The organism is Knoellia sinensis KCTC 19936, from assembly GCF_000768705.1.
Classification (GTDB): Bacteria; Actinomycetota; Actinomycetes; order Actinomycetales; family Dermatophilaceae; genus Knoellia; species Knoellia sinensis.
This window is the reverse complement of the sequence record NZ_AVPJ01000003.1, coordinates 175,986-198,564: the sequence shown is the minus strand read 5'-3', so window position 1 is coordinate 198,564 and position 22,579 is coordinate 175,986. Positions and strand designations below refer to the sequence as shown.

26 protein-coding genes and 2 tRNA genes are annotated in these 22,579 nt (G+C 68.8%); 20 read left to right on the top strand and 8 right to left on the bottom strand.

Annotated features, from left to right (window positions below; all coding sequences use genetic code 11):
- Positions 1-92: 92 nt before the first annotated feature.
- From aroQ to icmF, 5 genes are all read left to right on the top strand, one after another.
- A complete protein-coding gene (gene aroQ, locus N802_RS05675) occupies positions 93-548 on the top strand; it encodes a type II 3-dehydroquinate dehydratase (protein WP_035913459.1) in 456 nt (151 codons plus the stop codon).
- A complete protein-coding gene (locus tag N802_RS05670) occupies positions 541-1,557 on the top strand; it encodes a phosphotransferase (RefSeq protein ID WP_035913456.1) in 1,017 nt (338 codons plus the stop codon). The genes aroQ and N802_RS05670 overlap by 8 nt, the downstream gene beginning before the upstream one ends.
- 80 nt (positions 1,558-1,637) lie before the next feature.
- The gene (locus N802_RS20185) at positions 1,638-1,808 is read left to right on the top strand and encodes a hypothetical protein (RefSeq protein ID WP_156971298.1); all 171 of its coding nucleotides are present in this window, start codon (positions 1,638-1,640) and stop codon (positions 1,806-1,808) included.
- A 2-nt stretch (positions 1,809-1,810) separates the two neighbouring features.
- Positions 1,811-1,975, top strand: a complete 165-nt coding sequence (locus tag N802_RS20180) for a hypothetical protein (RefSeq protein ID WP_156971297.1) — start codon at positions 1,811-1,813, stop codon at positions 1,973-1,975.
- A 54-nt stretch (positions 1,976-2,029) separates the two neighbouring features.
- Positions 2,030-5,272 (top strand): fused isobutyryl-CoA mutase/GTPase IcmF, encoded by a 3,243-nt coding sequence (icmF, locus tag N802_RS05665; RefSeq protein WP_035913453.1) that lies wholly within the window; start codon positions 2,030-2,032, stop codon positions 5,270-5,272.
- Between the two features lie 128 nt (positions 5,273-5,400).
- Here the strand turns inward: icmF and N802_RS05660 are convergent, their stop codons facing one another.
- From N802_RS05660 to N802_RS05655, 3 genes are read right to left on the bottom strand one after another with little or no spacing between them, the layout of a single operon-like run.
- Positions 5,401-5,622, bottom strand: a complete 222-nt coding sequence (locus N802_RS05660) for a hypothetical protein (protein ID WP_035913450.1) — start codon at positions 5,620-5,622, stop codon at positions 5,401-5,403.
- Positions 5,623-5,672: 50 nt separating this feature from the next.
- On the bottom strand, positions 5,673-5,819 hold the full coding sequence (locus tag N802_RS20175; protein ID WP_156971296.1) for a hypothetical protein: 147 nt from the start codon (positions 5,817-5,819) through the stop codon (positions 5,673-5,675).
- A 33-nt stretch (positions 5,820-5,852) separates the two neighbouring features.
- Positions 5,853-8,039, bottom strand: a complete 2,187-nt coding sequence (locus N802_RS05655; protein ID WP_035913448.1) for a DEAD/DEAH box helicase — start codon at positions 8,037-8,039, stop codon at positions 5,853-5,855.
- Between the two features lie 326 nt (positions 8,040-8,365).
- Here N802_RS05655 and N802_RS05650 point away from each other — a divergent pair, with 326 nt between their 5' ends.
- From N802_RS05650 to N802_RS05615, 8 genes are all read left to right on the top strand, one after another.
- On the top strand, positions 8,366-9,127 hold the full coding sequence (locus tag N802_RS05650) for an SDR family NAD(P)-dependent oxidoreductase (protein WP_035913447.1): 762 nt from the start codon (positions 8,366-8,368) through the stop codon (positions 9,125-9,127).
- Positions 9,128-9,146: 19 nt separating this feature from the next.
- Entirely contained in the window at positions 9,147-9,962 is an 816-nt protein-coding gene (locus N802_RS05645; protein ID WP_035913445.1) for a serine hydrolase, read from the top strand.
- The gene (locus N802_RS05640) at positions 9,959-10,717 is read left to right on the top strand and encodes a helical backbone metal receptor (RefSeq protein WP_084071897.1); all 759 of its coding nucleotides are present in this window, start codon (positions 9,959-9,961) and stop codon (positions 10,715-10,717) included. Before N802_RS05645 ends, N802_RS05640 begins: the two co-directional genes overlap by 4 nt.
- Before the next feature lie 180 nt (positions 10,718-10,897).
- Positions 10,898-11,389: a DUF4178 domain-containing protein gene (locus N802_RS05635; protein WP_052109464.1), complete on the top strand. Its 492-nt coding sequence runs from the start codon at positions 10,898-10,900 to the stop codon at positions 11,387-11,389.
- Positions 11,373-11,933 (top strand): DUF2617 family protein, encoded by a 561-nt coding sequence (locus N802_RS05630; RefSeq protein ID WP_052109463.1) that lies wholly within the window; start codon positions 11,373-11,375, stop codon positions 11,931-11,933. Before N802_RS05635 ends, N802_RS05630 begins: the two co-directional genes overlap by 17 nt.
- Entirely contained in the window at positions 11,930-12,163 is a 234-nt protein-coding gene (locus N802_RS05625; RefSeq protein ID WP_035913443.1) for a hypothetical protein, read from the top strand. The genes N802_RS05630 and N802_RS05625 overlap by 4 nt, the downstream gene beginning before the upstream one ends.
- Before the next feature lie 66 nt (positions 12,164-12,229).
- Positions 12,230-12,661 (top strand): DUF350 domain-containing protein, encoded by a 432-nt coding sequence (locus N802_RS05620; protein WP_245613840.1) that lies wholly within the window; start codon positions 12,230-12,232, stop codon positions 12,659-12,661.
- Positions 12,662-12,673: 12 nt separating this feature from the next.
- A complete protein-coding gene (locus N802_RS05615) occupies positions 12,674-14,287 on the top strand; it encodes a polyamine aminopropyltransferase (protein ID WP_084071895.1) in 1,614 nt (537 codons plus the stop codon).
- A gap of 19 nt (positions 14,288-14,306) precedes the next feature.
- On the opposite strand, the gene N802_RS05610 is transcribed toward N802_RS05615, so the two are convergent.
- On the bottom strand, positions 14,307-14,849 hold the full coding sequence (locus N802_RS05610; protein WP_035913439.1) for an ASCH domain-containing protein: 543 nt from the start codon (positions 14,847-14,849) through the stop codon (positions 14,307-14,309).
- Positions 14,850-14,882: 33 nt separating this feature from the next.
- On the opposite strand from N802_RS05610, the gene N802_RS05605 reads away from it, so the two are divergent.
- From N802_RS05605 to N802_RS05575, 7 genes are all read left to right on the top strand, one after another.
- Positions 14,883-15,935 carry a zinc-dependent alcohol dehydrogenase family protein gene (locus N802_RS05605; RefSeq protein WP_035913437.1) on the top strand — a complete coding sequence of 351 codons (1,053 nt, stop codon included), beginning with the start codon at positions 14,883-14,885 and terminating at the stop codon, positions 15,933-15,935.
- A 116-nt stretch (positions 15,936-16,051) separates the two neighbouring features.
- Positions 16,052-16,124: transfer RNA gene (locus tag N802_RS05600), tRNA-Thr, on the top strand.
- A gap of 42 nt (positions 16,125-16,166) precedes the next feature.
- Positions 16,167-16,240 (top strand) — tRNA-Met (locus tag N802_RS05595).
- Between the two features lie 124 nt (positions 16,241-16,364).
- Positions 16,365-16,532, top strand: coding sequence for a 50S ribosomal protein L33 (gene rpmG / locus N802_RS05590; RefSeq protein ID WP_035913435.1), 168 nt, complete (start codon positions 16,365-16,367; stop codon positions 16,530-16,532).
- Between the two features lie 111 nt (positions 16,533-16,643).
- Complete coding sequence (locus tag N802_RS05585; protein WP_035913430.1) at positions 16,644-17,093, top strand: FAS1-like dehydratase domain-containing protein; 450 nt, start codon at positions 16,644-16,646, stop codon at positions 17,091-17,093.
- The gene (locus tag N802_RS05580) at positions 17,090-17,512 is read left to right on the top strand and encodes a MaoC family dehydratase (protein ID WP_035913425.1); all 423 of its coding nucleotides are present in this window, start codon (positions 17,090-17,092) and stop codon (positions 17,510-17,512) included. Before N802_RS05585 ends, N802_RS05580 begins: the two co-directional genes overlap by 4 nt.
- Positions 17,512-18,585, top strand: coding sequence for a UDP-N-acetylmuramate dehydrogenase (locus tag N802_RS05575; protein ID WP_035913422.1), 1,074 nt, complete (start codon positions 17,512-17,514; stop codon positions 18,583-18,585). Before N802_RS05580 ends, N802_RS05575 begins: the two co-directional genes overlap by 1 nt.
- A 111-nt stretch (positions 18,586-18,696) precedes the next feature.
- Here N802_RS05575 and N802_RS05570 read toward each other — a convergent pair whose 3' ends face one another.
- From N802_RS05570 to N802_RS05555, 4 genes are all read right to left on the bottom strand, one after another.
- A complete protein-coding gene (locus N802_RS05570; RefSeq protein WP_156971295.1) occupies positions 18,697-19,230 on the bottom strand; it encodes a hypothetical protein in 534 nt (177 codons plus the stop codon).
- Positions 19,231-19,591: 361 nt separating this feature from the next.
- Positions 19,592-20,632, bottom strand: coding sequence for an adenosine deaminase (locus N802_RS05565; protein WP_035913415.1), 1,041 nt, complete (start codon positions 20,630-20,632; stop codon positions 19,592-19,594).
- Entirely contained in the window at positions 20,629-21,132 is a 504-nt protein-coding gene (locus N802_RS05560; protein WP_035913411.1) for a DUF5709 domain-containing protein, read from the bottom strand. The genes N802_RS05565 and N802_RS05560 overlap by 4 nt, the downstream gene beginning before the upstream one ends.
- 31 nt (positions 21,133-21,163) lie before the next feature.
- Positions 21,164-22,459 carry an aspartate aminotransferase type Ic gene (locus N802_RS05555; protein WP_035913834.1) on the bottom strand — a complete coding sequence of 432 codons (1,296 nt, stop codon included), beginning with the start codon at positions 22,457-22,459 and terminating at the stop codon, positions 21,164-21,166.
- Positions 22,460-22,579 lie beyond the last annotated feature (120 nt).

Sequence of the window (22,579 nt, the reverse complement as noted above, 5' to 3'; positions counted from 1 at the left end):
GCGTTGTCGGCCGAAGGCCTCCGCCGCGTGTCCCATTCGGGCAATAAGTCGACGTGGGGGAGCGGGAGGTGGGCGGACGGCATACTCGGCGTATGGAATCTCGCCGACTGGAGCCGACCACGGTGCTCGTCATCAACGGCCCCAATCTCAACCTGCTGGGGGAGCGAGAGCCCGAGATCTACGGAAGCGACACCCTCGCCGACGTCGAGGCGCTGTGCCGGGTGGCATGCGAGGCAGCTGGTCTGACTCTCGAGTTCCGGCAGAGCAACCACGAGGGCGTGCTCATCGACTGGGTTCAGGAGGGCCGTCGAGGCATCGCCGGTCTCGTCATCAACGCAGCCGGCTACACCCACACCTCGGTCGCGCTGCGCGACGCGGTCTCGGCAGTGACCGTGCCGCGGGTCGAGGTGCACATCAGTGACATCCACGCGCGCGAGGAGTTCCGACACCACAGCTACCTCACCGATGTCACCGACCACCAGGTCATCGGGCGCGGTGTGGCGGGCTACGCCGAGGCGATCCAATGGGTGGCGACCTCGCGTGACTGACCTCATGGAGCAGTGGAGCAGCGACGCCTGGCACGCAGAGCTCGACGCGTGGCTGCGACCGGCGATCGAGCAGACCGGCCGCGCGGTCACTGGTCCCCTTGTCCAGGAACGCGTCCGGTTCTGGTCGACCGTGCTGAGCATCGAGACCGACCAGGGCAAGGTCTGGGTCAAGGAGAACGCGCCATCGCAGGCGTTCGAGGCTGCGCTCGCCTCCGTTGTGGAAGACATCCTGCCCGGAATGGTTGCCCCCATCGTCGCCGCCGAACCGTCCCGAGGATGGCTGGCAACGGCCGACCTCGGTATGCCGTTGTGGGACGACGAGATGCCGCCAGCCGCAGACTGGATCGCGGTCGCGAAGCAGTACGCCGAAGCGCAGCGGGTGCTCGCCGCACACGAGGGCGCGCTGTTGGCGACTGGCCTGAGCCGGTTCCCGAAGGACCCCGATGACGTCGTGTCATGGGTGGAGCGGCTTCTGGCCGAGCTTCTCGACCTGCCGGGTGAGGACCCGCGGCGCCCGAGCGCACTGGAGGCGGACGGCATACGAGCTGGCCTCGATCACGTGGCCGAGGCCGCCGCGGTGCTCGCGGAGAGCGGACTGCCGGAATCGCTCCAACACAACGACCTCCACCTCGGCAACGCCTTCCGACTGGGCGACGGAGCGGCGTTCATCGACCTGGGCGACGCACTCTGGACGCACCCGCTCACGGTCGCCCGCATCCCGATGTGGATCCTTCGCAATCGCGGGAACCTCGCAGCCGACGACCCCAATCTTGCTCGTGTGGCTGAAGTGTTCGTCGAGCCGTGGACCGACCTCGCCGACCGAGCGGCGCTGCATGCTCTCCTGCCCGCAGCCGACCGTCTCTCGTGCCTGCACCGGGCCGAGTCGTGGCGGCGTCTCATCGCCGACGTCCCGCTGTCGCGAGTCGGCGACGACTTCGTCCGCGCGGCCACCGAATGGCTGGTGGATGCGACTGCGCCAGACCCGTACGCATCTGCAGTCGTGCGCTGACCTCGACCCGCGATTTCACGCAGGTGGGCAGGTAGGGTGATGCGATCAGCTGGATCCGCCAGCGGCAGGGGAGGCAGTTCATGAAGTTCCTCATCATCCTCATTGCAGTGATCGCAGTCCTGGCCTTCATCCTGAACCGCCGCGGCTCCTCGGGCATGTCCCAGAACGGCTCCACGGACACCACGGCCGGGACGCTCGGCGGGCAGGCACACCGGGGCGACGGCTCCGGTGGCTACGGCGGAGGCGCCTGACGGTGTGGTTCTTCATCACCTTCCTCGCTGTCATCGCCCTTTTGGTCATCTACCTGCACCGTCGCGGGGCGACGGGGGCAGGGGACCACTTCGCGCGCGCCCGGCACGAGGCGGACATGCTCCCCTACATGCCCAAAGAGTTCACCGAGATCAAGAAGAAGCGGTGATGGCCGGCACCGGCGTGACTTCCCAGATTTAGTAGGACGTCCTACTATTTCGGTATGACACAGACGTCGCCCGAGCTCCACGTGCCCCAGAACCCGGTTCGCATCGTCACCGCGTCGAGCCTCTTCGACGGCCACGACGCGTCGATCAACATCATGCGGCGCATCATGCAGAGCCAGGGCGCCGAGGTCATCCACCTTGGGCACAACCGCTCCGTCCAGGAGGTCGTCGACGCGGCGATCGAGGAGGACGTCCAGGGTGTCGCCGTCTCGTCCTACCAGGGTGGCCACGTCGAGTACTTCGAGTACCTCGTCGAGCTCCTCCGCGAAGCCGGCGCCGGTCACGTCAAGGTCGTCGGGGGTGGCGGCGGCGTCATCGTCGCCGACGAGATCGCCCGACTGCGCGAGGCTGGCGTGACGATCTTCAGCCCCGAGGACGGCCAGCGCATGGGCCTCGTCGGGATGATCAACACCGTCATCGAGGCGTGCGACACCGACCTGTATGCCGCTGGGCCGGCTGACGCTGCCGCCGTCCTGTCGGGGGAGCGCGCCGCCGTTGCGCGCGCCATCACCGGCGCCGAGCGCGCCGCGCTCAGCGCCGACCTCCGTGCCGAACTCGAGAAGGCCGCAGCCAGCCGCCACGTGCCCGTCGTCGGCATCACCGGCACCGGTGGCTCCGGCAAGTCGAGCCTCACCGACGAACTGGTCCGTCGCCTTCGCGTCGACCAGCAGGACAAGCTGCGCGTCGCCGTCGTCGCGGTGGACCCGACCCGACGCAAGGGGGGTGGCGCGCTGCTGGGCGACCGCATTCGGATGAATGCCCTGGACGGGGACTGCATCTTCTTCCGCTCCCTGGCGACCCGCGGTGGTCGCGAGGTGCCCGAAGCGCTCGAGGACGTCATCACGATCCTCAAGGCCGCGGCATACGACCTCATCGTCATCGAGACGCCGGGGATCGGTCAGGGTGACGCGGCGATCGTGCCGTTCGCCGACGTGTCGATGTATGTCATGACGCCAGAGTTCGGCGCCCAGTCCCAGCTCGAGAAGATCGACATGCTCGACTTCGCCGACATCGTCGCGATCAACAAGTTTGAGCGCCGCGGCGCCATGGACGCGCTGCGCGACGTCGGGCGCCAGCTCGTCCGCAACCGCGGCGCCTTCGGCAAGAAGCCCGAGGACATGCCGGTCTTCGGCACTTCGGCCGCGACGTTCAACGACGACGGCGTCACCGCGCTCTACCAGGAGCTGCGAAACCTGTTGTCCGAGAAGGGTCTTGAGCTCGCCGAGGGTGCGCTGCCGCATGTCGACGTGCGCCACTCGTCGGTGCTGCGCCAGATCGTCCCGGCCGCGCGCGTGCGCTATCTCTCGGAGATCACCGACACCGTCCGCGGCTATCACCAGCAAACCGAGGCGTATGCCGTCCAGGCCCGTCGCGTGCAGCGGCTCGAGTTCGTGGATGACGAGTTGGCGGCCGCCGGTCATGAGGACCACGCGGTCGACCAGTTGCTCGGGGAGGCCCGCAAGGAGCTCCCGACGGCGGTCGGTGAGGCCATCGAGAAATGGCCGGCGACCGTCGAGGCCTACTCCGGTGACGAGCAGGTCGTGCGTATCCGCGACAAGGAACTCCACACGTCACTCGTGAAGGAATCGCTGTCCGGCAACAAGGTTCGCCGCGTCGCCGTGCCGAAGTTCGCGGACAACGGCGACCTTGTGTCGTTCCTTCGTCGCGAGAACCTTCCTGGCTACTTCCCCTTCACGGCCGGTGTCTTCCCGTTCAAGCGCGACAACGAGGACCCGGCGCGGATGTTCGCCGGTGAGGGCGACCCGTTCCGCACCAACCGCCGCTTCAAGTTGCTCTCCGAGGGGCAGCCGGCGACGCGCCTGTCGACCGCGTTCGACTCGGTGACGCTCTATGGCCGTGACCCCGACCCGCGTCCTGACATCTACGGCAAGGTCGGCACGTCCGGTGTCTCGATCGCGACGCTCGACGACATGAAGGCGCTCTACGACGGCTTCGACCTCACGTCGCCGTCGACGAGTGTCTCGATGACGATCAACGGCCCGGCGCCGACGATCCTCGCGTTCTTCCTCAACACCGTGATCGACCGGGAGCTCGAGAAGTTCGCGACCGAGAACGGACGGGAGCCGAACGCAGAGGAAGCGGACGGCATACGGGCGTCTGCTCTGTCGTCGGTGCGCGGCACGGTCCAGGCGGACATTCTCAAGGAGGACCAAGGGCAGAACACCTGCCTGTTCTCGACAGAGTTCTCGCTTCGGATGATGGCCGACATCCAGGAGTGGTTCATCGAGCAGCAGGTGCGCAACTTCTATTCGGTGTCGATCTCGGGCTATCACATCGCCGAGGCCGGGGCGAACCCCATCAGTCAGCTCGCGTTCACCCTCGCCAACGGGTTCACCTATGTCGAGGCGTACCTCGCGCGCGGCATGGACATCAACGACTTCGCGCCGAACCTGTCGTTCTTCTTCTCCAACGGCATGGACCCGGAGTACTCCGTCATCGGTCGAGTCGCTCGGCGGATCTGGGCGGTGGCGATGCGCGAGAAGTATGGCGCGAACGAGCGGTCGCAGAAGCTGAAGTACCACGTCCAGACGTCGGGTCGGTCGCTGCACGCGCAGGAGATGGACTTCAACGACATCCGCACGACGCTGCAGGCGCTCATCGCGATCTATGACAACGCGAACTCGCTGCACACCAACGCCTTCGACGAGGCCGTGACGACGCCGAGCCCCGACTCCGTGCGTCGGGCGCTGGCGATCCAGATGATCATCAACCGCGAGTGGGGCCTGGCGATGAACGAGAACCCGCTCCAGGGGTCGTTCATCATCGACGAGCTCACCGACATGGTCGAGGCTGCTGTGCTGGCCGAATTCGACCGGATCTCGGAGCGTGGCGGCGTGCTGGGTGCGATGGAGACCGGATACCAGCGCGGCAAGATCCAGGACGAGTCGATGCTCTATGAGCACCGCAAGCACGACGGGTCGCTGCCGATCATCGGTGTCAACACGTTCCGCAAGGCTGACGCCGAGGACGGGACACCGCAGCACATCGAACTGGCACGCGCGTCGGAGTCCGAGAAGGAGTCCCAACTCGAGCGCGTCCGCGCCTACCGGGACGAGCACCGCGACGAGGCCGAGGTCCAGCTCCAGCGCCTGCGTGAGGCCGCGATGAACGGCGACAACGTGTTCGCCGTCCTCATGGACGCGGCGCGGGTGTGCACCCTCCAGCAGGTGACGGACGCCTTCTTCGAGGTCGGAGGCCAGTACCGCCGCAACGTCTGAGCTACCCCGTCGGTCACGGACCTACCGCCGGACGATCAGCTCGCTCGTTGCCCAAACCCGCTGAGCACGGCAGAGGGCGTCGATCGGCTCAGCTGATAGTCGGCGGGTAGGGCCGCGCAGAAACCGAGCTAGAGCTTGGTCATCCTGCGGAACGGCGTTTCGATCCGAACCGTCCTGCTGGTGAAGTCGACCGTCGCCCCGCCGAGGTCGACGCTCACGACGCGTCCGAGCCCGTAGGAGTCGTGGCAGACGCGGTCGTTCGTCTCGAACAGCTCGACTTCGGGCTCGGGTCGAGGTGCGAACGGGCTGTTGGAGTGACGAGGGCGCGGGTGTGCAGCTGAAGTGGCCATTGCTTGAAGTATGCGCTCTCGCGCCGTCGGTGGCGACCCGCGCTTGGGACTCAAGTGGGCAACGGGTGGATATTCGCGCCTCTCTCTTCGCCGAGACCTTGGGCATCAGCCGCCGATATATCTACGAGCTCGAGAGCGGCCGCCCGAATCTCTACGGCGGCCGGCTCGTCGAAGTGCTTCGAGAACTCGGTGCTCACATCGAGGTCGTGGCGCCAGTCGATCCGCCAGGCTCAGTCGACGGACATTGAGTCTGTAGCAACCCCGGCGTCGGCCTGTTTGAGGGCGTCGGTCAGGAGCGCGACGAGAGCCTCGAGCTGGACGTCCGCCGACGAGCCCACTTCCTCGTCGGACCCGTCCAGAGCACGAGCCGCGAGTCCGGCCTTGTCGTCGATCAGCTGCGCCAACTGCGAGTCGATCGTCTGGGCCGCGATGATCCGCCACGCGGTGACCGGCTCGGTCTGACCGATGCGGTGCACGCGGTCGATCGCCTGGGTCTGCTCGGCCGATGTCCAGGACAGTTCGGCCAGGACGACGTTGGACGCGACCTGCAGGTTCAGGCCCACACCGGCCGCCGTCAACGAACACACGATGATCTCGACCGCGGGATCCTCCAGGAACGCGGCGATGTTCTCCTTGCGCACCTTGGGCGTCTGGTCACCGCGGATCGACGAGTAGCCGATCCCGCGCTTGGCGAACGTCTCCTCGGCCACGTCCATGACGTCGAGGTGCTTGGCGAAGAAGACGACCTTGCCGACGTTGCGCGACAGCTGGGCCGCGTAGTCCGCAGCCAGACCGGCCTTGGCCTGCCCGATCTTGCGCATGAGGGTGAAGACGTTGTCGCCCTTGTCGGATCCCGTGCCGGTGTTCTTGAGCTCGGCGGCCGCCACGCGGCGGACCAGCTCCAGGTCGATCCCGCTGACGAGTTCGCCGCCACCCACACCCGACTCTGAACGCGTCGACATCGTGTAGCGATAGCGCTCCACCAGCCGAGCCGCCAGCTCCGCCTCTGCAGCGCGGATCGAACGCCCGACGGCGTCATCCAACTCCACCGGCAGGTCGGCAACACGACGAGCAGGAATGTCCGCAGCAACATCAACCTTGCGGCGCCGCACGATCCCCATGTTGATGACCGCCGTCCGCGCTGCCGCATAGAACCCCGGCGACGACGGCACGAGCCCCGTCTCCTCCAACGCGGCCATGAGCTCCGGGCGCGGCTTCTCGTCGTCGATCCACCCGAGGAACTGCCAGATCGCCCGGAAGTCCTCGATGTCGTTGATCAACGGCGTACCCGTCAGCGCCATGAACAGCGCGTTGTGGTGCCGCTCGCGAATCCGTGCCGACAGCGACAGGACGTTGCGCGAGCGCTGCGACGACTTGTTCTTGATGAAGTGCGCCTCGTCCACGACCATGCCGCGGAAGCCGTGCGCTCCGAGCCACTCCACGTGCCGGTCGAGGATCTCGTAGTTCACGATGACGATGTCGGCGAACCCGTCGATCGTCTCGCCGTCGCCGTGGACGACCGTCGCAGTGCGCCGCGGGGTCCACAGTTCGGCCTCGTGGGCCCAATTCGCCTTGACGACGTTGGGCACGACAACGAGCAGCGGGAACGCGTGTGCGGCATCGGCCGCGAGCAGCGCCTGCGCCGTCTTGCCGAGCCCGGGCTCGTCGGCGAGGAGGAAGGTGCGATGCCCCTCAGCGGCGGCCGCGACCACTTGCCCCTGGTGGTGCATGAGCTCGAGGTCCTTGATGCCGTGGACGATCTCCGACGGCTCGGGGAGCGGCATGGAGGCCGACTCGCCGCCGTACTCGAACGACCGGAACAGCGGCGACAACAACTCCCAGCCCACGAGGCGGTTGGTCTTGGGCCGGGGGGCGCGCGCTGCGGAGAAGTCCGGCGCGAGGAACGGGTTCGCCAGTTGGCGCTGGATGACGGTCTGCGGCACGACGCGTCGCGACGCCGCGGCCGCGCTCTCGGCAGGTTCGGCCTCGATGACCTCCTCCGGCTCGGCTTCGACCTCGCGCCCGGCCGCCTGGAGCATGTCGTTCCTCAGGCTCGCCGCCATGGGCGAGACCACAGCGCCGTCCGCCAGGAGCGCCAGCAGGGACGTGTCACGGGCAGCCGTCTTCGCGAGGATCGTCGCGATGCCATCGAGGCGCGTCAGGCCGTTGGTGCGCTCCGCTTCCGAGATGGTCGCGTCGGCCTTGATCCGTGCGCGTTCCTCCCGCACCAGCAAGGCCACGACCTGGTATGCCGTCCGCTGGCTTGGGCGGATCTTCCCGCGTTGCGCTGCGGCCTCGACCTGCCGGACAGCCTTCGCGAGGACAGGGATGATCCCCTCGCCATCGCGGGGTTGCGAACGGCGTCGGTCGCGTGACGGCGTGTGGGTCGTGCCACCACGTCGGGATCGCTGAGCCAAGCGAGAACCTTCTTCTTCTCGGACACGGAAGGCGCGCAGAGGGGCACCGAGCCACCGTGTCGGGGCGACGCACCGCCGAGCCGAGAGAACGGCATACCGGCTCGAAAGGCGGACGCGCGCCGGGATCGAAATCCCGCGCCCCATGTCGCTGAGCGCCCACGCCGAACGACGGGACGCACCACAAGGTTACGCGCTGGGGCCCGAAAAGTGGTACTGCACGCCTGAACCGCGCCTCCGAAGGGCAGCAGGAGCGGCGTGATCACGGACTGGACAGTGTCGCGGAACTCCAGACCAGCGCGCGGTCGGGCAGTGACAGGATGACGCCCATGCAGATCGACAAGACCTCCGCCATCGTCACCGGCGGCGCCTCCGGCCTGGGTGCCGCGACGGCCGCCGCCCTCGCCGCCAAGGGTGCCCACGTCCACGCCCTCGACCTGGCCCAGAGCATCGAGCAGGCTCCGCAGGTGGACGGCGTCACCTACGTCGCGACCGATGTCACCGACGAGGAGCAGGTGCGTGCCGCCGTCACGCAGGCGAACGCCGACGCCGCGGCCCCGCTGCGCATCGTCGTCAACTGCGCCGGCATCGGCCCCAGCGCCCGCATCCTCGGCAAGAAGGGCGTCCACGACCTCGCGCTCTATCGCAAGATCATCGAGATCAACCTCATCGGCTCGTTCACCGTCATGGCCATCGCCGCCGAAGCCATCGCGACCACCGACGCCGACGAGAACGGCCAGCGCGGCGTCGTCATCAACACCGCGAGCATCGCGGCCTACGACGGCCAGGTCGGCCAAGCTGCCTACAGCTCCTCCAAGGGAGGCATCGTGGGCCTGACGCTCCCGGCAGCTCGTGACCTCGCGCAGTACGGCATCCGGGTCTGCACCATCGCCCCCGGCATCGTCGAAACCCCGATGCTCGCGACGGTGGCCGAAGAGTTCCGCGCCGCACTCGCCGCCGGGGTGCCCTTCCCGCAGCGCCTCGCACGTCCGGAGGAGTACGCCAAGCTCGCGCTGTCGATCATCGACCACGACTACCTCAACGGAGAGACGATCCGCATGGACGGCGCTCTCCGCATGGCCCCGCGCTGACCCAGGCCTGCCCACCGCCGTGCGTCTGAACCTCGCTCTGCCGCCCGAGGTCGACTGGTCCCTTGCGATCGTCGACCTCGGTGGCGGCGAGGTTCTCGCGCACCACAATCTTGATCGGTTGTTGTCGACAGCGAGTGTCGGCAAGGTCTTCGCGCTCATCGAGCTCGCCGAACGACTCCGTGACGGCTCCCTGACGGCAGCCCAGCCCCTCGACCGCCGCGACGTCCCGCCCGTCGCTGACTCCGGTCTGTGGCAGCACCTTGCCACTGATGTCCTCCCACTCGCCGATGTCGCCGCCCTCGTCGGCGCGACGAGTGACAACTGGGCGACCAATGTCCTCATCGACCTCCTGGGGCTCGACGCGATCCGCGCCCGGGCCGCCGAGTGGGCACCCGGCGGCTCAGACCTCGTCGACGTCGTCCGTGGCCTTCGAGGTCCCGAGGACCCACCGCACCTCAGCCTCGGATGCGCTTCCGACCACATCGCCGTCCTGAGTCGGCTCTGGGCCGAGCGCGCCACCCCCGGCTCCACCGGCGAGCAGGTCCTCCGCTGGCTCGCGCCGGGCGTGGACCTCTCGATGGTGGCGTCGGCCTGGCAGCAGGACCCGCTGTCCCACGCCGAGGAGTACGCCGGGCCGATCATCACCAACAAGACCGGCACGAACCTCGGCGTCCGCGCGGACGTGGGGATCGTCGACAGCGGCAGCCGCGCCACGGCATACGCGATCATCGCCAACTGGACCGAGAACCCACCGGGACACGGTCGCGATGCCGTCATGGATGCGCTGCGCGCCATCGGCGCAGCGCTCCGCGCGCACCTCGAGGAGGGCGCGTGACTCGGACACTGCGCGACGACCTCGGTCACGAGGTCGTCCTTCCAGACGATCCCGTATGCCGTGTCGTCTCCCTCGTGCCCTCCCTCACCGAGGCTGTGGCTGAGACTGCACCCGAGGTGCTGGTCGGGGCGACGGACTGGTGTACTCGCCCGGCGGACCTCGACGTGACCCGCGTGCGGGGGACCAAGAACCCCGACCGATCTGCCATCGCCGCGCTCCGGCCCGATCTCGTGATCGCCAACAAGGAGGAGAACCGCGAACTCGACGTACGACGGCTGCGCGCGGACGGCATACCGGTGTGGGTCACCGACATCGAGACGGTGCCGCAGGCGCTCGCATCGATGAGGCGGCTCCTGGTGGAGGTTGCCGGCTGGGACGAGCCCCGCTGGCTGGTCGAGGCCGAGCGACTCTGGGCCGGACCGGTGCCCGAGGCGCGCGCTCGCGTCGTCGTGCCGATCTGGCGCGATCCGTGGATGGTCGTCGGGCGCCCGACCTTCACCGCCGACCTCCTGGCGCGACTGGGTCTCGGCGTCGATACGGCGGGGGAGGAGGGGCGCTACCCCCACGTCGACGTCGAGCGGCTGGATGGCGCCGGCGTTGACCTCGTGCTGCTGCCCGACGAGCCGTATGTCTTCACGGAGGGTGACGGGCCAGAAGCGTTCTCCCGCACCGCAACTCGCTTGGTCAACGGACGCTTGATCACGTGGTACGGGCCATCGCTCGTGGAAGCCTGGACCGCGCTGGCCGACCTGTGATCGCACACTTCACACAACGCAGCGAAGCTTCCCTGCGTCCTGTGACGTTCCCGAGCGGTGGTTGGGGACAACCTCGCGGGTCGGTGACGGTTCCCGTCTAGTATTCCGGGCCGGGGGAGGCGCCACCTGCTGGTGGAGGGGTCTGACCCCTGGCCCTCCCCACCGACCAGCGAAGGAACCATGCGCACCACTGTGCCCCTCGTCGACCTCGAGCCCGGTTTCGTCGTCCACGTGGCCGAGACCTCGGCCACTGTCGTCGGCTCCGTATGGCTCAGGCAGGACGGCTTCGTGTGGTCCGAGCACCTGCTCCAGGGCGCCGGACTCGGCGGTCAGTGGCTGTCGGTCGAGGACGACGAGGGTCAGCTCACCGTCAGGCTGTGGACTCCGCGCCCGGACCTCACCGTGCAGGTGACGCAGCCGGACGGCCGCTGGATGCGGGTCGATGGGCGGCGCTGGACGCGGCGCGAGAAGGGGGAGGCCGAGTACCTGACCGAGGGGCGTACGCCCTACGGGCCATCCGGGCGGTGTGAGTACGCGGACTACCGCCACAAGGACGACCGTCTGTCGTTCGAGCGGTTCGGGACGCTCCCGTGGGACGTCAGCACGGGTCGCGCTCTGCCGGCCGCGGCGGTCAGGGCCTTCCGGGAGGGCGACGATGCACCACGATCTTGACCTGCCCTACCTCGACACCCGCGCCGAGGACCTGCGCTGGTCCCTCGCACACGGCGAACTGCCGGCCGTCGCGACCCGCCGTCCCGTCGGCCTACCGCTGGAAATGCGCATTCTCGGTGCCTCTCACCAAGTGGTGCTCGACGGACCCGGAATGCCCGCCCTGATCGAAACGGTGGCGTACGTGCCCGGCCGGGGGGAGCCCCTGCCCAGGCCAGGGGTGCGTACCCAGGTTGCCGGCGCGCCGTGGGTGTACGAGTTGACGACGCAAGTGGAGGAACTCGCGGCAGGGCCCCTGCGCGCCCGCGTCGACGCCCTCATGGAAGGCCTCCGGGGCCGCCCCGGCGCGCTCACAGCGTGCTTCCCCGGCGACCACCACGCAGTCACCGCACTGCACGCCGAGCCGACACCCGACGGCGGGGCTCGATGGACCACCTGGCACGTCTACCCCCAGCACGGCCAAGTCGTGCAGACCCGCACTCGTGTCCGACCCGTCGGCCACGAGGCGCACCCCAACCACCCCACTCACCCGGAGGAGTCCTCATGAGACGCCCGCTGACCACCCTGCTCGTCGCCCTCACCACGGCGACCCTGCTCACGGGGTGTGGCGACGACGAGGAATGCATGCAGGGCTACAAAGAGCACCAACGCACCCTCACGGGCGTCACGCCGTCCGACGCGCAGGCGCGTGAGGCCTGCGACCGCGACGGCAGCAGGAGCTACTACGGCTCCGGCGGCAGCCGGATTCGCGGTGGCGGCTCCGGCTTCGGCAAGTAGTTCGCCGCTCCCCACACCTTTTCGTCAACCCTTCGACACCGCACGACACACCTGAGAGGCACGCACATGATGGACGCTGGAGATCTGCTGTACGACGCCGGAGCGATCGCTGCATTCGGCGCGATCGGCCTGCTGCTGATGGCCGCCGGGTATGGCGTGGTGGACGCCCTGACGCCCGGCAGCCTGCGCGAGCTCATCTGGGACAAGCGCAACAACAACGCAGCCGTCCTGCTCGCGTCGAACATGCTCGCGGTCGCCATCATCGTCGTGACTGCAATCCGATCCAGCTATGACGGGCTCGCCGAAGGCCTCATCTCGACGGGTGTCTACGGGCTGATCGGCCTCGCGCTCATGGCTGTCTGCTTCCTCGTCATCGACGCGTTCACGCCCGGCCGACTCGGCGACCTGGTCACCGACCACGAACGGCACCCTGCGGCGATCGTGGGCGCGAGCTCACACATCTCGGTCGCGCTGATCGTCGCCGCCGCGATCAGCTGACGAGTCCTTGCCGTGAGCGCCAACCTCGTCAACGACCGCGCCGACGCGCACAACGACGACGCCCCGGAAGCCCCTGGCGGCCCCGCGGGCGGTCGGCTCAGCGGTCGCGCACGGCTGCGGCGCTCACTGGTGCTCGCGGCGGTGTTCGTCTGCGCCGCCTGTGGCCTCGTCTACGAGTTGGCGCTCGTTGCGCTCGGGTCCTACCTGCTCGGCAACACCATCACGCAGGCGTCGGTCGTCCTGGCGCTCATGGTCTTCGCGATGGGCATCGGATCCCTGGCTGCCAAGCCGCTGACCCGGCATGCTGCGGTCGCTTTCGCCGCCGTCGAGATCGTGCTTGCCCTGGTCGGTGGCACCAGCGTCCTGGTCCTCTATGCCGCGTTCGCGTGGTGGTCGCTCTACCAGCCGATGCTCGTCGTTCTTGCGCTCGCGATCGGCCTCCTCATCGGTGCCGAGATTCCGCTGCTCATGACCCTGCTCCAGCGGATCCGACGTCAGGAAGCCTCGTCGGCGGTGGCCGACCTCTTCGCGGCGGACTACGTCGGGGCGCTCGTGGGCGGAATGGCCTTCCCCTTCGTCCTGCTGCCATGGCTCGGGTTGCTCGAGGGCACTCTCGTGGTCGGGGCGGTCAACGCAGCCGCCGGCGCCGCGGTCACCTTGGGCCTCTTTCGGACGTCCATAGGTCGGCGGGCCCGCGTGCTTGTGGCCGGCGCACTGGTCCTGACCCTTGCGACCCTGCTCGCCCTCGCCGGTCTGGCGTCGACGTTCGAGGCGACGGCTCGGCAGCGCATCTTCCGAGACCCGGTCGTGCACTCGGAGCGCAGCGCGTACCAGGAGATCGTCGTGACGCGCAGCATGAAGGGCAAGGACACCCGGCTGTTCCTGAACGGCGACCTGCAGTTCTCCTCGGTGGACGAATACCGCTATCACGAGGCACTCGTGCACCCGGCGATGTCCGGGCGGCGGCAGAGGGCCCTCGTGCTCGGCGGCGGAGACGGCCTGGCTGCCCGTGAACTCCTGGGCTACGACGATGTGGCGTCCGTGACGCTGGTCGACCTCGACCCGGCCGTCGTCCGACTCGCCCGTCAGGACCCGACCCTGCGCACTCTCAACGACGACGCGTTCGCCGACCCGCGCCTGCACGTGGTCCACGCCGACGCCTTCGCGTGGCTCCGCGCGAACCAGCAAGAGTTCGATGTCGTCATCGCCGACATGCCCGACGCCGACGACGTGGCGACCGCGAAGCTGTACTCGGTCGAGACCTACGGGCTCGTCCGGCGGGCACTCGCCCCCGGCGGTCGCGTCGTCGTCCAGGCGGGGTCGCCCTACTTCGCGCCCGAGGCGTACTGGACCACAGCGGCGTCGCTGCGGGCAGCGGGACTGAGCCCCACGGCATACCACGTGGACGTTCCGTCGTTCGGTGACTGGGGATTCTTCCTCGCGACGCACGGACCGGCCCCGGAGCTGCGGATGCCGGCGGACGCACCCACCACGCGGTTCCTCGATGCGGACACTCTCGAGGCGGCCCAGACCTTCCCGAAGGACCGCGCCGCCATGCCGCTCTCGCCCTCGACGCTGCTCGAGCCGACCATCCTTGAGCGACAGGGCAACTGGCAGGGCTACTGAGCCAACCAGCTCGGCGCGCTCAGTCCGTGTAGACCACGCGGAACTGCTCGCAGACCACGGGCATGTCCTGGGCGAAGCCGCGGTCGTGGTCGGCCACCTCGGTGAAGAACTCCTCGTGCACTCGACGCCAGTGGGCCAGGGACAGGTCGCCCTCACCCTCGAGGCGGGCGAACTCCTCGTCCACCTCGTCGAAGGGCACGACCTGCACGTCGGTCGTCTCGAGGAGTGCACGGGGTGTCCCGGAAGCATCGAGGACGATGCTCAGGGTCCCCACCTCGGGCAGGGGCTCGTCCTCGGCTTCGTAGTCCCACAGGGCTCCGGACGTGGCGGTCTTGGTCCCGGCGAGCACGAGATCGAGCAGCTCGTCGGCGTGCTCCGGGGTCGCTCCGAACGACCACGCGGGCGGTGTCACCGACTCCAGCGGTGACGGTCCCATGTAGGCCGGGACGACACCGCGGATCGCGTGTGGCCGGGCACGTTCCCAGAACGCCAGAACTCGTTCGTCCGCCTCGGTCGTGTCGGCCAGCTCTGTCTCCGGGCGCGCATCCTGGGAGTCGGTCATGTCGCCAGACTGCCACGAGATCAGACTGTGGGCATGAAAGCCGTCGTCTACTCCGCCATCGGCGAATTCCCGGCCGTGACAGACGTGCCCGAACCCCACTGCCCGCCGGACGGCGCGATCGTCGCGGTCGGTGCAACCGGGGTGTGCCGCTCGGACTGGCATGCGTGGAAGGGCCATGACCCCGTCCCGCTCCCGAACATCCCGGGCCACGAGTTTGCCGGGACGGTGGTCGAGGTCGGCGCCGACGTCACGCGCTGGCACCGTGGGGATCGGGTCACGGTGCCGTTCGTGTGCGGCTGCGGTGTGTGCGAGTTCTGTCTGGCAGGAGAGGCGCAGGTGTGTCCCGACCAGACCCAGCCCGGGTTCACCGACCCGGGGTCCTTCGCAGAGCGAGTGGCCATTCGCGCGGCCGACGTCAATCTCGTGGCGCTGCCGGACTCGATCGACTTCGTGACAGCGGCGTCGCTCGGCTGCCCGTTCGCCACCGCGTTCCGGGCGCTCACGGCCCATGGCCGGTTGCGTCCGGGCGACTGGCTCGCCGTCCATGGTTGTGGCGGCGTGGGCCTGTCAGCGGTGATGATCGGCAGGGCGCTCGGCGCCCGCGTCGTCGCAGTTGACGTTGCCGCAGCGGCCCTGGAACGGGCGCGCGAGTTGGGTGCCGAACATGTCGTGGATGCCGGGTCCAGTGCTGACCCGGCGGCCGCCGTGCAGGAACTCACGGGTGGGGGTGCCCACGTGTCGGTGGATGCGCTCGGTAGCCCCGTGACCGCGGCGGCCTCGGTCGCATCGCTGCGACGGCGCGGCCGGCACGTCCAGATCGGGCTGCTCCTCGGTGAAGCGGCCTCCGCACCCCTGCCGATGGACCAGGTCGTCGCGCAGGAGTTGGAGATCTTCGGGTCCCACGGAATGGCCGCACATGAGTACCCCGCCATGCTGGAGCTCATCGCGGACGGCACGCTGCGACCCGAGCGACTCGTCGGCGCCGTCGTGACGTTGGAGCAGGCAGGTGAAGCGCTCGCGGCCATGGACGGCCCGGCCCAGACTGCGGGGCTCACGGTCATCGACCTGCAGACCTCAGAGGCGTGAGCGGCGCTGCGAAACCGCGTGGTTCGGGACCGTGAGGGGTCGGATTTCGTCCTCGCGCCAGAGTCCGTGTAGCATTCCCGACGCACTCAGCCCGGGTCTGACCCGGTGCCTGAAACGCCCCCTTAGCTCAGTCGGCAGAGCGTTTCCATGGTAAGGAAAAGGTCGTCGGTTCGATTCCGACAGGGGGCTCTGGTCCAGGCCATCGCGTGAGCGATGACCTACGGCCCCCAAGGCGGGGTAGCTCAGCTGGTTAGAGCGCACGACTCATAATCGTGAGGTCGCGGGATCGAGCCCCGCTCCCGCTACTCAGCGCGATTTCGGGGAATACCCGAAGTCGCGTACTCTGTTGTGCTGGCGTCGCGCGAATCTCTTCGCGAGCTGGCGCGACTGACCACTTCAGATCGACTTTCCCGAGAGCAGGTTGCCCCGATGGCCAAGGCCACTGACGTCCGCCCCAAGATCACCATGGCGTGCACGGAGTGCAAGGAGCGCAACTACATCACCAAGAAGAACCGTCGGAACGACCCCGACCGGCTCGAGCTGGCGAAGTTCTGCCCCCGCTGCAAGAAGCACACCGAGCACCGCGAGACCCGCTGACCCCAGCGCTTCGCACGCCTCGTTTCGACGAAGCCGCCCCACCTCACGGTGCCGGGCGGCTTCGTCGTTCCCGGGTCTGTTCGTCGTTCCGCAATCTGAAAGAGTGTGCGCATGCCCGTGAACGCAGACTTCCAGGGTCGGTCCTATCCGCCGAGCGGCCCGTATGCCGTGAGCGCCGATCAGATTGCCGCCTTCGCCGACGCGGTGGGCTCGGATGACCCCCTGCACCGCGACGCCGAGGTGGCGCGCGCGGCGGGGTATGCGGATGTCATCGCGCCGCCGACGTTCGCCGTGACGATCGCGCAGCAGTGCGACCGCGCCTACGTCCAGGACCCCGAAGCGGGCATCGACTACGGCCGGGTCGTGCACGGCGAGCAGCGGTTCGTCCACCACCGGCCGATCACCGCAGGCGACGCACTCATGGGTGAGCTGACGATCGACTCGATCCGCATGGCGGGTGGGCACGCGATGATCACGACCCGCACGGAGCTGACGGCGGACGGGGAGCCGGTGTGCACCTCGACCAGCACCATCGTCGTTCGGGGAGGGGAGGACCAGTGACTGTCCGCACCGCAGCAGAGACCGAGGCCGGCGACGTGATCGCACCGGTGACGGTTCCCGTCTCCCGGGAGACGCTCGTGGCCTACGCGCATGCGTCGGGCGACCAGAACCCCATCCACCAGGACGAGGAGTTCGCGAAGTCCGTCGGCCTGCCCGATGTCATCGCGCACGGCATGTGGACGCTGGGTGCGGCAGGCTCGGTCGTGTCCGAGTGGGTGGGCGGCGCTGGACGCGTCATCGAGTTCGGCACCCGGTTCACCAAGCCGGTCGTCGTGCCGACCACCGGAGCCGACGTCGTCATCGACGGGGTCGTCAAGAGTGTGGACCCGGAATCGCGCCGTGCGACCGTCGACCTCACGGCCACCGCAGGCGGCGACAAGGTCCTCGGTCGGTGCACGGCGATCGTCCAGCTCGACTGATGCAGGAGTTCCACGACGCACCCTTGGCGGAGCACACGACGATGCGAGTCGGCGGTCCCGCCCAGCGCCTCGTCGTCGCCGAGACCATCGACGAGATCGTCGACACCGTTCGCGAGGTCGACGACGCCGAGGAGCCGCTGCTCGTGCTCGGTGGCGGGTCCAACCTCGTCATCGCCGACAGCGGCTTCGCCGGAACGGTGCTCAAGGTCGCGACGTCCGGCATCGAGGTGGAGTCCGACGATGCGTGCGGCGGTGTGATGGTCCGGGTCGCCGCCGGCGAGGTGTGGGACGACGTCGTGAGCCGGGCGGTCGACGAAGGCTGGTCGGGAATCGAGGCGCTCTCCGGCATACCGGGATCTGCGGGTGCGACGCCGGTGCAGAACGTCGGCGCCTATGGCCAGGAGGTCGCGCAGACCATCGCGCGCGTGCGCGTCTTCGACCGCCGATCGCAGGACGTGCGGACGTTCACGGCCGCGGAGTGCGCCTTCACCTATCGCCACTCGATCTTCAAGGCCGGTTCGGACTTCGTGGTCCTCGACGTGACGTTCCAGTTCGCTCTGAGTGAGCTCTCGCAGCCCATTGCCTATGCCGATCTCGCGTCGGGGTTGGGCGTCGAGGTGGGGAAGCGGGTGCCACTCGCTCAGGCGCGCGAGGGCGTGCTCGAGCAACGGCGTCGTCGCGGAATGGTGCTCGACGCCAGCGATCACGACACGTGGAGCTGTGGTTCGTTCTTCACCAACCCGATCATGTCGTCGGTGCGCTTCGAGGCGTTGACCGAGCGGGTGCGCGCCGAACTCGGCGAGGACGGACCGACCCCTCCGCGGTTCGCGGATGCCAGCGGGGACGTCAAGACGAGCGCTGCGTGGCTCATCGACAAGGCCGGCTTCGGCAAGGGCTTCGGGATGCCGGGACCGGCGGCGCTCTCCACGAAGCACACGTTGGCCGTGACGAACCGTGGCTCGGCGGCTGCTTCCGATGTGGCTGCGTTGGCCCGCCAGGTGCGCGACGGGGTGCACGACCGCTTCGGGGTGACGTTGGTCAACGAGCCGGTGTTCGTCGGCCACGAACTCTGACGTCGCGCCCGTTGCCGGGTGGCCGGCCCTCTGCATCCTCCATGCGGCGGAGTGTCTTTGCCTCATGAGGTGACGCAAGAGGGCTGACGGAAACTCGGGTTGCCCGTCGGCTCAGGCTGCCTCGTCTCTCGCGTCCTGGTCCGGAGAGGGCCCAGACGTCGACTGCGGGGATGCCGTCCGCGGCGCATACCACCGCGGTTCCGGCCCCTTCCCGACGAAGAACTCCCGATGCCACCACCATGCGGGCGGATTGATGACCGAGCGGGTCTCGTGGTGGGCGGGGAATCGCCTGCTGCCGTCGCGGACTCGTGCGATGAGCTCGGTGAGCGGCCAGTCCATGGGGTCGACGATCGTCGCTGAACTGACCGCGCCCTCGGTCTCCGCGAGCCGGACCACCGCCAGTGCGAATCCCGTCCCCGCCAGCGCCTCGACGACATCATCGAGCCGGAAGCGCCCCGCAGCCGTCTCGAGGCGGGCGATGAGGCTGGGTGCGCGATGTCGCACCGCTGCGTAGGCCCGTTGCGACAGCCCGAGCCGCCGTCGGTGGTCACGCAACGCCAGACCGACCGCGCCCGCGACCGTCAACTCCCTGGCTGCGGCCGCATGGTCGGCCAGATCCTGTTCTGCTCTCTGTTCCGGTGTCATGCACCGACGCTCGGCCATCCGTCCGGCGTCGCACCAGAGCACTGGACACATCTGTGGACGACCCCTCGCCCCCGCCGGCTCCTGTGGACAACGCACAGCCCTCCTTGCCCCGCCGTGCTGGAGCAAAGACACCCCCATTCGCTGCGGCTCGGACGGGCAACGTGCGATTGCGTCCGGACTCCAGAGCAACGAACGTGTCTTTGCATCGCCAGCGGGAGCAAAGACACGTCCTGGGCCGACATGGATTCGAGTCCGTCCGCCCGCCCGTCCGCCCGCCCGTCCGCCCGCCCGTCCGCCCGACCGCGCCCGCCCGTCCGCCCGACCGCGTCCGCCGACCGATCGCGCGTCCGCCGCGTGCCTCTCAGCCGACGGTCGCCTCTTCGCCCAACCAGGCGTCGATGTCCGCGTATGCCGTGTCGCGCACCTCTGCCGGCGCACGCGACGCGCGCAGCGAGCCACGCGCGAGCTCGGCCAGCTCGGCGTCGGAGAACTCGAGCAAGCGCGCCACTTCGTACTGCGCCTGCAAACGCGATCCGAAGATCAGCGGGTCATCCGCCCCCAGCGCCACGGTCGCACCCGCGTCGACCAAGCGCCGCAACGGGACCTCCTCGATCTCGTCGTAGACGCCGAGGGAGATGTTGCTCCCGGGGCAGACCTCGAGTGCCACCCCATCGGCGACCAGCCGGTCCAGGGTCCGCGGGTCCTCCACCGACCGCACCCCGTGGCCCAACCGGTCCGGGACCAAGGACGTGAGTGTCCGGTCCACCGCGTCCGGTCCCAGCAGTTCACCGGCGTGCGGCACCAAGGCCAGCCCGGCCCGGCGCGCGATCGCGAAGGCGGGCGCGAAGGCCTCCGTCTCCCCGCGCCGCTCATCGTTGCTCAGACCGAAGCCGACGACGGCACCCGCTCCTTCACCGGCATACCGCACCGCCAGCCGCGCCAAGGTGCGCGCCTCCAGTTCGTGGCGCATCCGCGAAGCCGCGACGATGATGCCCACCTGCGCCGCCCCTGCCTCGCGGGATATCTCAGCGGCTTCGTCGAGCACGATCTCGATCGCCGGGGTGATGCCACCCACGAAGGGTGCATAGGACGTGGGGTCGACCTGCAGCTCCAGCCAGCGCGACCCCTCGGCGCCATCGTCGAGTGCGGCCTCCCGCACGATTCGACGCATGTCGGCCTCTCCTCGCACGCAGTGTCGGGCGGCGTCATAGAGGCTCTGGAACCGGAACCAGCCACGTTCGTCGCGGGTCTCGAACGTCACCGGCCAGTCGGCCTCCAGGGCGGACGGCAGCCGGAGCCCGTGGGCGCGCGCCATCTCGCGGACGGTCTCGACGCGCATCGAGCCGGTGAAGTGCAGGTGCAGGTGCGCCTTGGGCAGCGCTGCGGTGTCGCGCTCGCTCACTCCTCGACGACGCGCATGGCCGACTCCTCGGCCGTCTCGGCCCCGCCGGATCCGGTGCCTTCGTCGCCCACGAGGGCACCCTCGTCATCAGGACGGACGCCCTCGTCCGGGGTGGTCAGGGAACCACCATCGAGGTCCTCGCTCGGCTCCCCGAGGAAGTCGTCGTCCGCGGAGATCGCGTCCTCGTCGTCACCGCCGACCCGTGGGCCGTCGTCCAGCCCGGACTCGTTGTCGGGCGCGCCGTAGGCCGAGGCCGGATCCGGCTCCTCCTGCGCGATGCGCTGGTCGATCGTCTCCTCCTGCGCCTGCTCGGACGCGGTCGTGCCCCACTCGGTGGCGCGCGGCTGGCGGTCCGGTGGGCTCACGGGCAGGCTGTCGCCCTCGCTCGAGTCGAGGAGGTCTGGCTGACCGTCGCCAGCATCCACGGCGTCATCCAGGCTCATCGAGCCCAGTTCGGTGTCGAAGTTCTCGGTTCCGGAGTGCTCGGACTGATCGCTCATGCCCCAGCCTTGCACGGACCGACCCGTCAGGTCAGCCCTGCGTGCCGGACAGCTTCTCGGCAGCAGCAAGGAGCACGCATGTCGCGACCCCCGCCATGGCCGTCTCGACCTCGTCGAGGACGGGGAACGACGGCGCCAGGCGGATGTTGCGGTCGTCCGGGTCGTTGCCGTGGGGGTACGACGCACCGGCCGGCGTCAACGCGATGCCCGCGCCCTTGGCGAGCTCGACCACACGCGATGCCGTCCCGTCCAGCACGTCGAGGTTGACGAAGTAGCCACCCGACGGCTTTGACCACGTCGCGACGTCGCGCCCGGACAGGGCGGACGTCAGGGCATCGTCGACCGCAGCGAACTTCGGAGCGAGGATCGCGCGGTGCCGTGCCATGTGCTCGCGCACGCCGTCGGCCGAACCGAAGAACTGGATGTGGCGCAGCTGGTTGACCTTGTCGGGCCCGATCGAGGCGAACTGCTGGTGACCGAGGTACCAGTCGACGTTGGCCTTCGACGCCGCGAAGAACGCCACGCCTGCACCGGCGAAGGTGATCTTGGACGTGGACGCGAACATCAGCGGGCGGTTGGGGTGCCCCGACCCCGATGCCAGGGTGATGATGTCGGCGCTCTTGGCCTCGTCCTCGGTGAGGTGGTGGAAGGCGTAGGCGTTGTCCCAGAAGATGCGGAAGTCCGGTGCCGCCGTCTCCATCGACGCCAGCTCGCTGGCGACCTCCTGCGAGCACACCGCGCCGGACGGGTTCGCATAGGTCGGGACGACCCAGATGCCCTTGACCGAGGGGTCCTTGACGAGCTCGCGCACGGCCGCCATGTCGGGCCCGTCCTCATGCATCGCGACGGGGACCATCTCGATGCCGTAGGACGCCAGCATCGTGAAGTGCCGGTCGTAGCCCGGTACGGGGCAGACGAACTTCACCGTCTCCTCCTGCGACCACGGCCGCGGGGAGTCGGGTCCGCCGTGGAGCAGCAGCTGGACGAGGCAGTCGTGCATCATCGTCAGGCTGGAGTTGCCGCCGGCGATGACCTGCTCGGGCTCGACCCACAGGAGGTCGGCAAACATGGCACGCAGTTCTGGGAGACCTGAGAGCCCGCCGTAGTTGCGGACGTCGGTTCCGCTCGCGTCCTTGTGGCCCTTGGGCAGGCTGAGGAGCTCGTTGCAGAGGTCGAGCTGCTCGGCCGACGGCTTCCCGCGCGTCAGGTCGAGCTTGAGTCCGCGATTCTGAAGATCCGTGTATGCCGTGCGCTGGCTTGCGAGGAACGCCTCGAGTTCAGCGGGGGAGAGGGACGACAGGGGGGCAACGGTGGTCTGCTCGGTCACCGCGCCATCGTCCCAGACCTCGGATCGGCTGGACAGGGCTCCCCACCCTCCGAGACTCGTGGCGTCGTCCACGAAGGAAAGTTCCGGAGAAGGGAACCCTTGGTGTCGGACACTGCGACA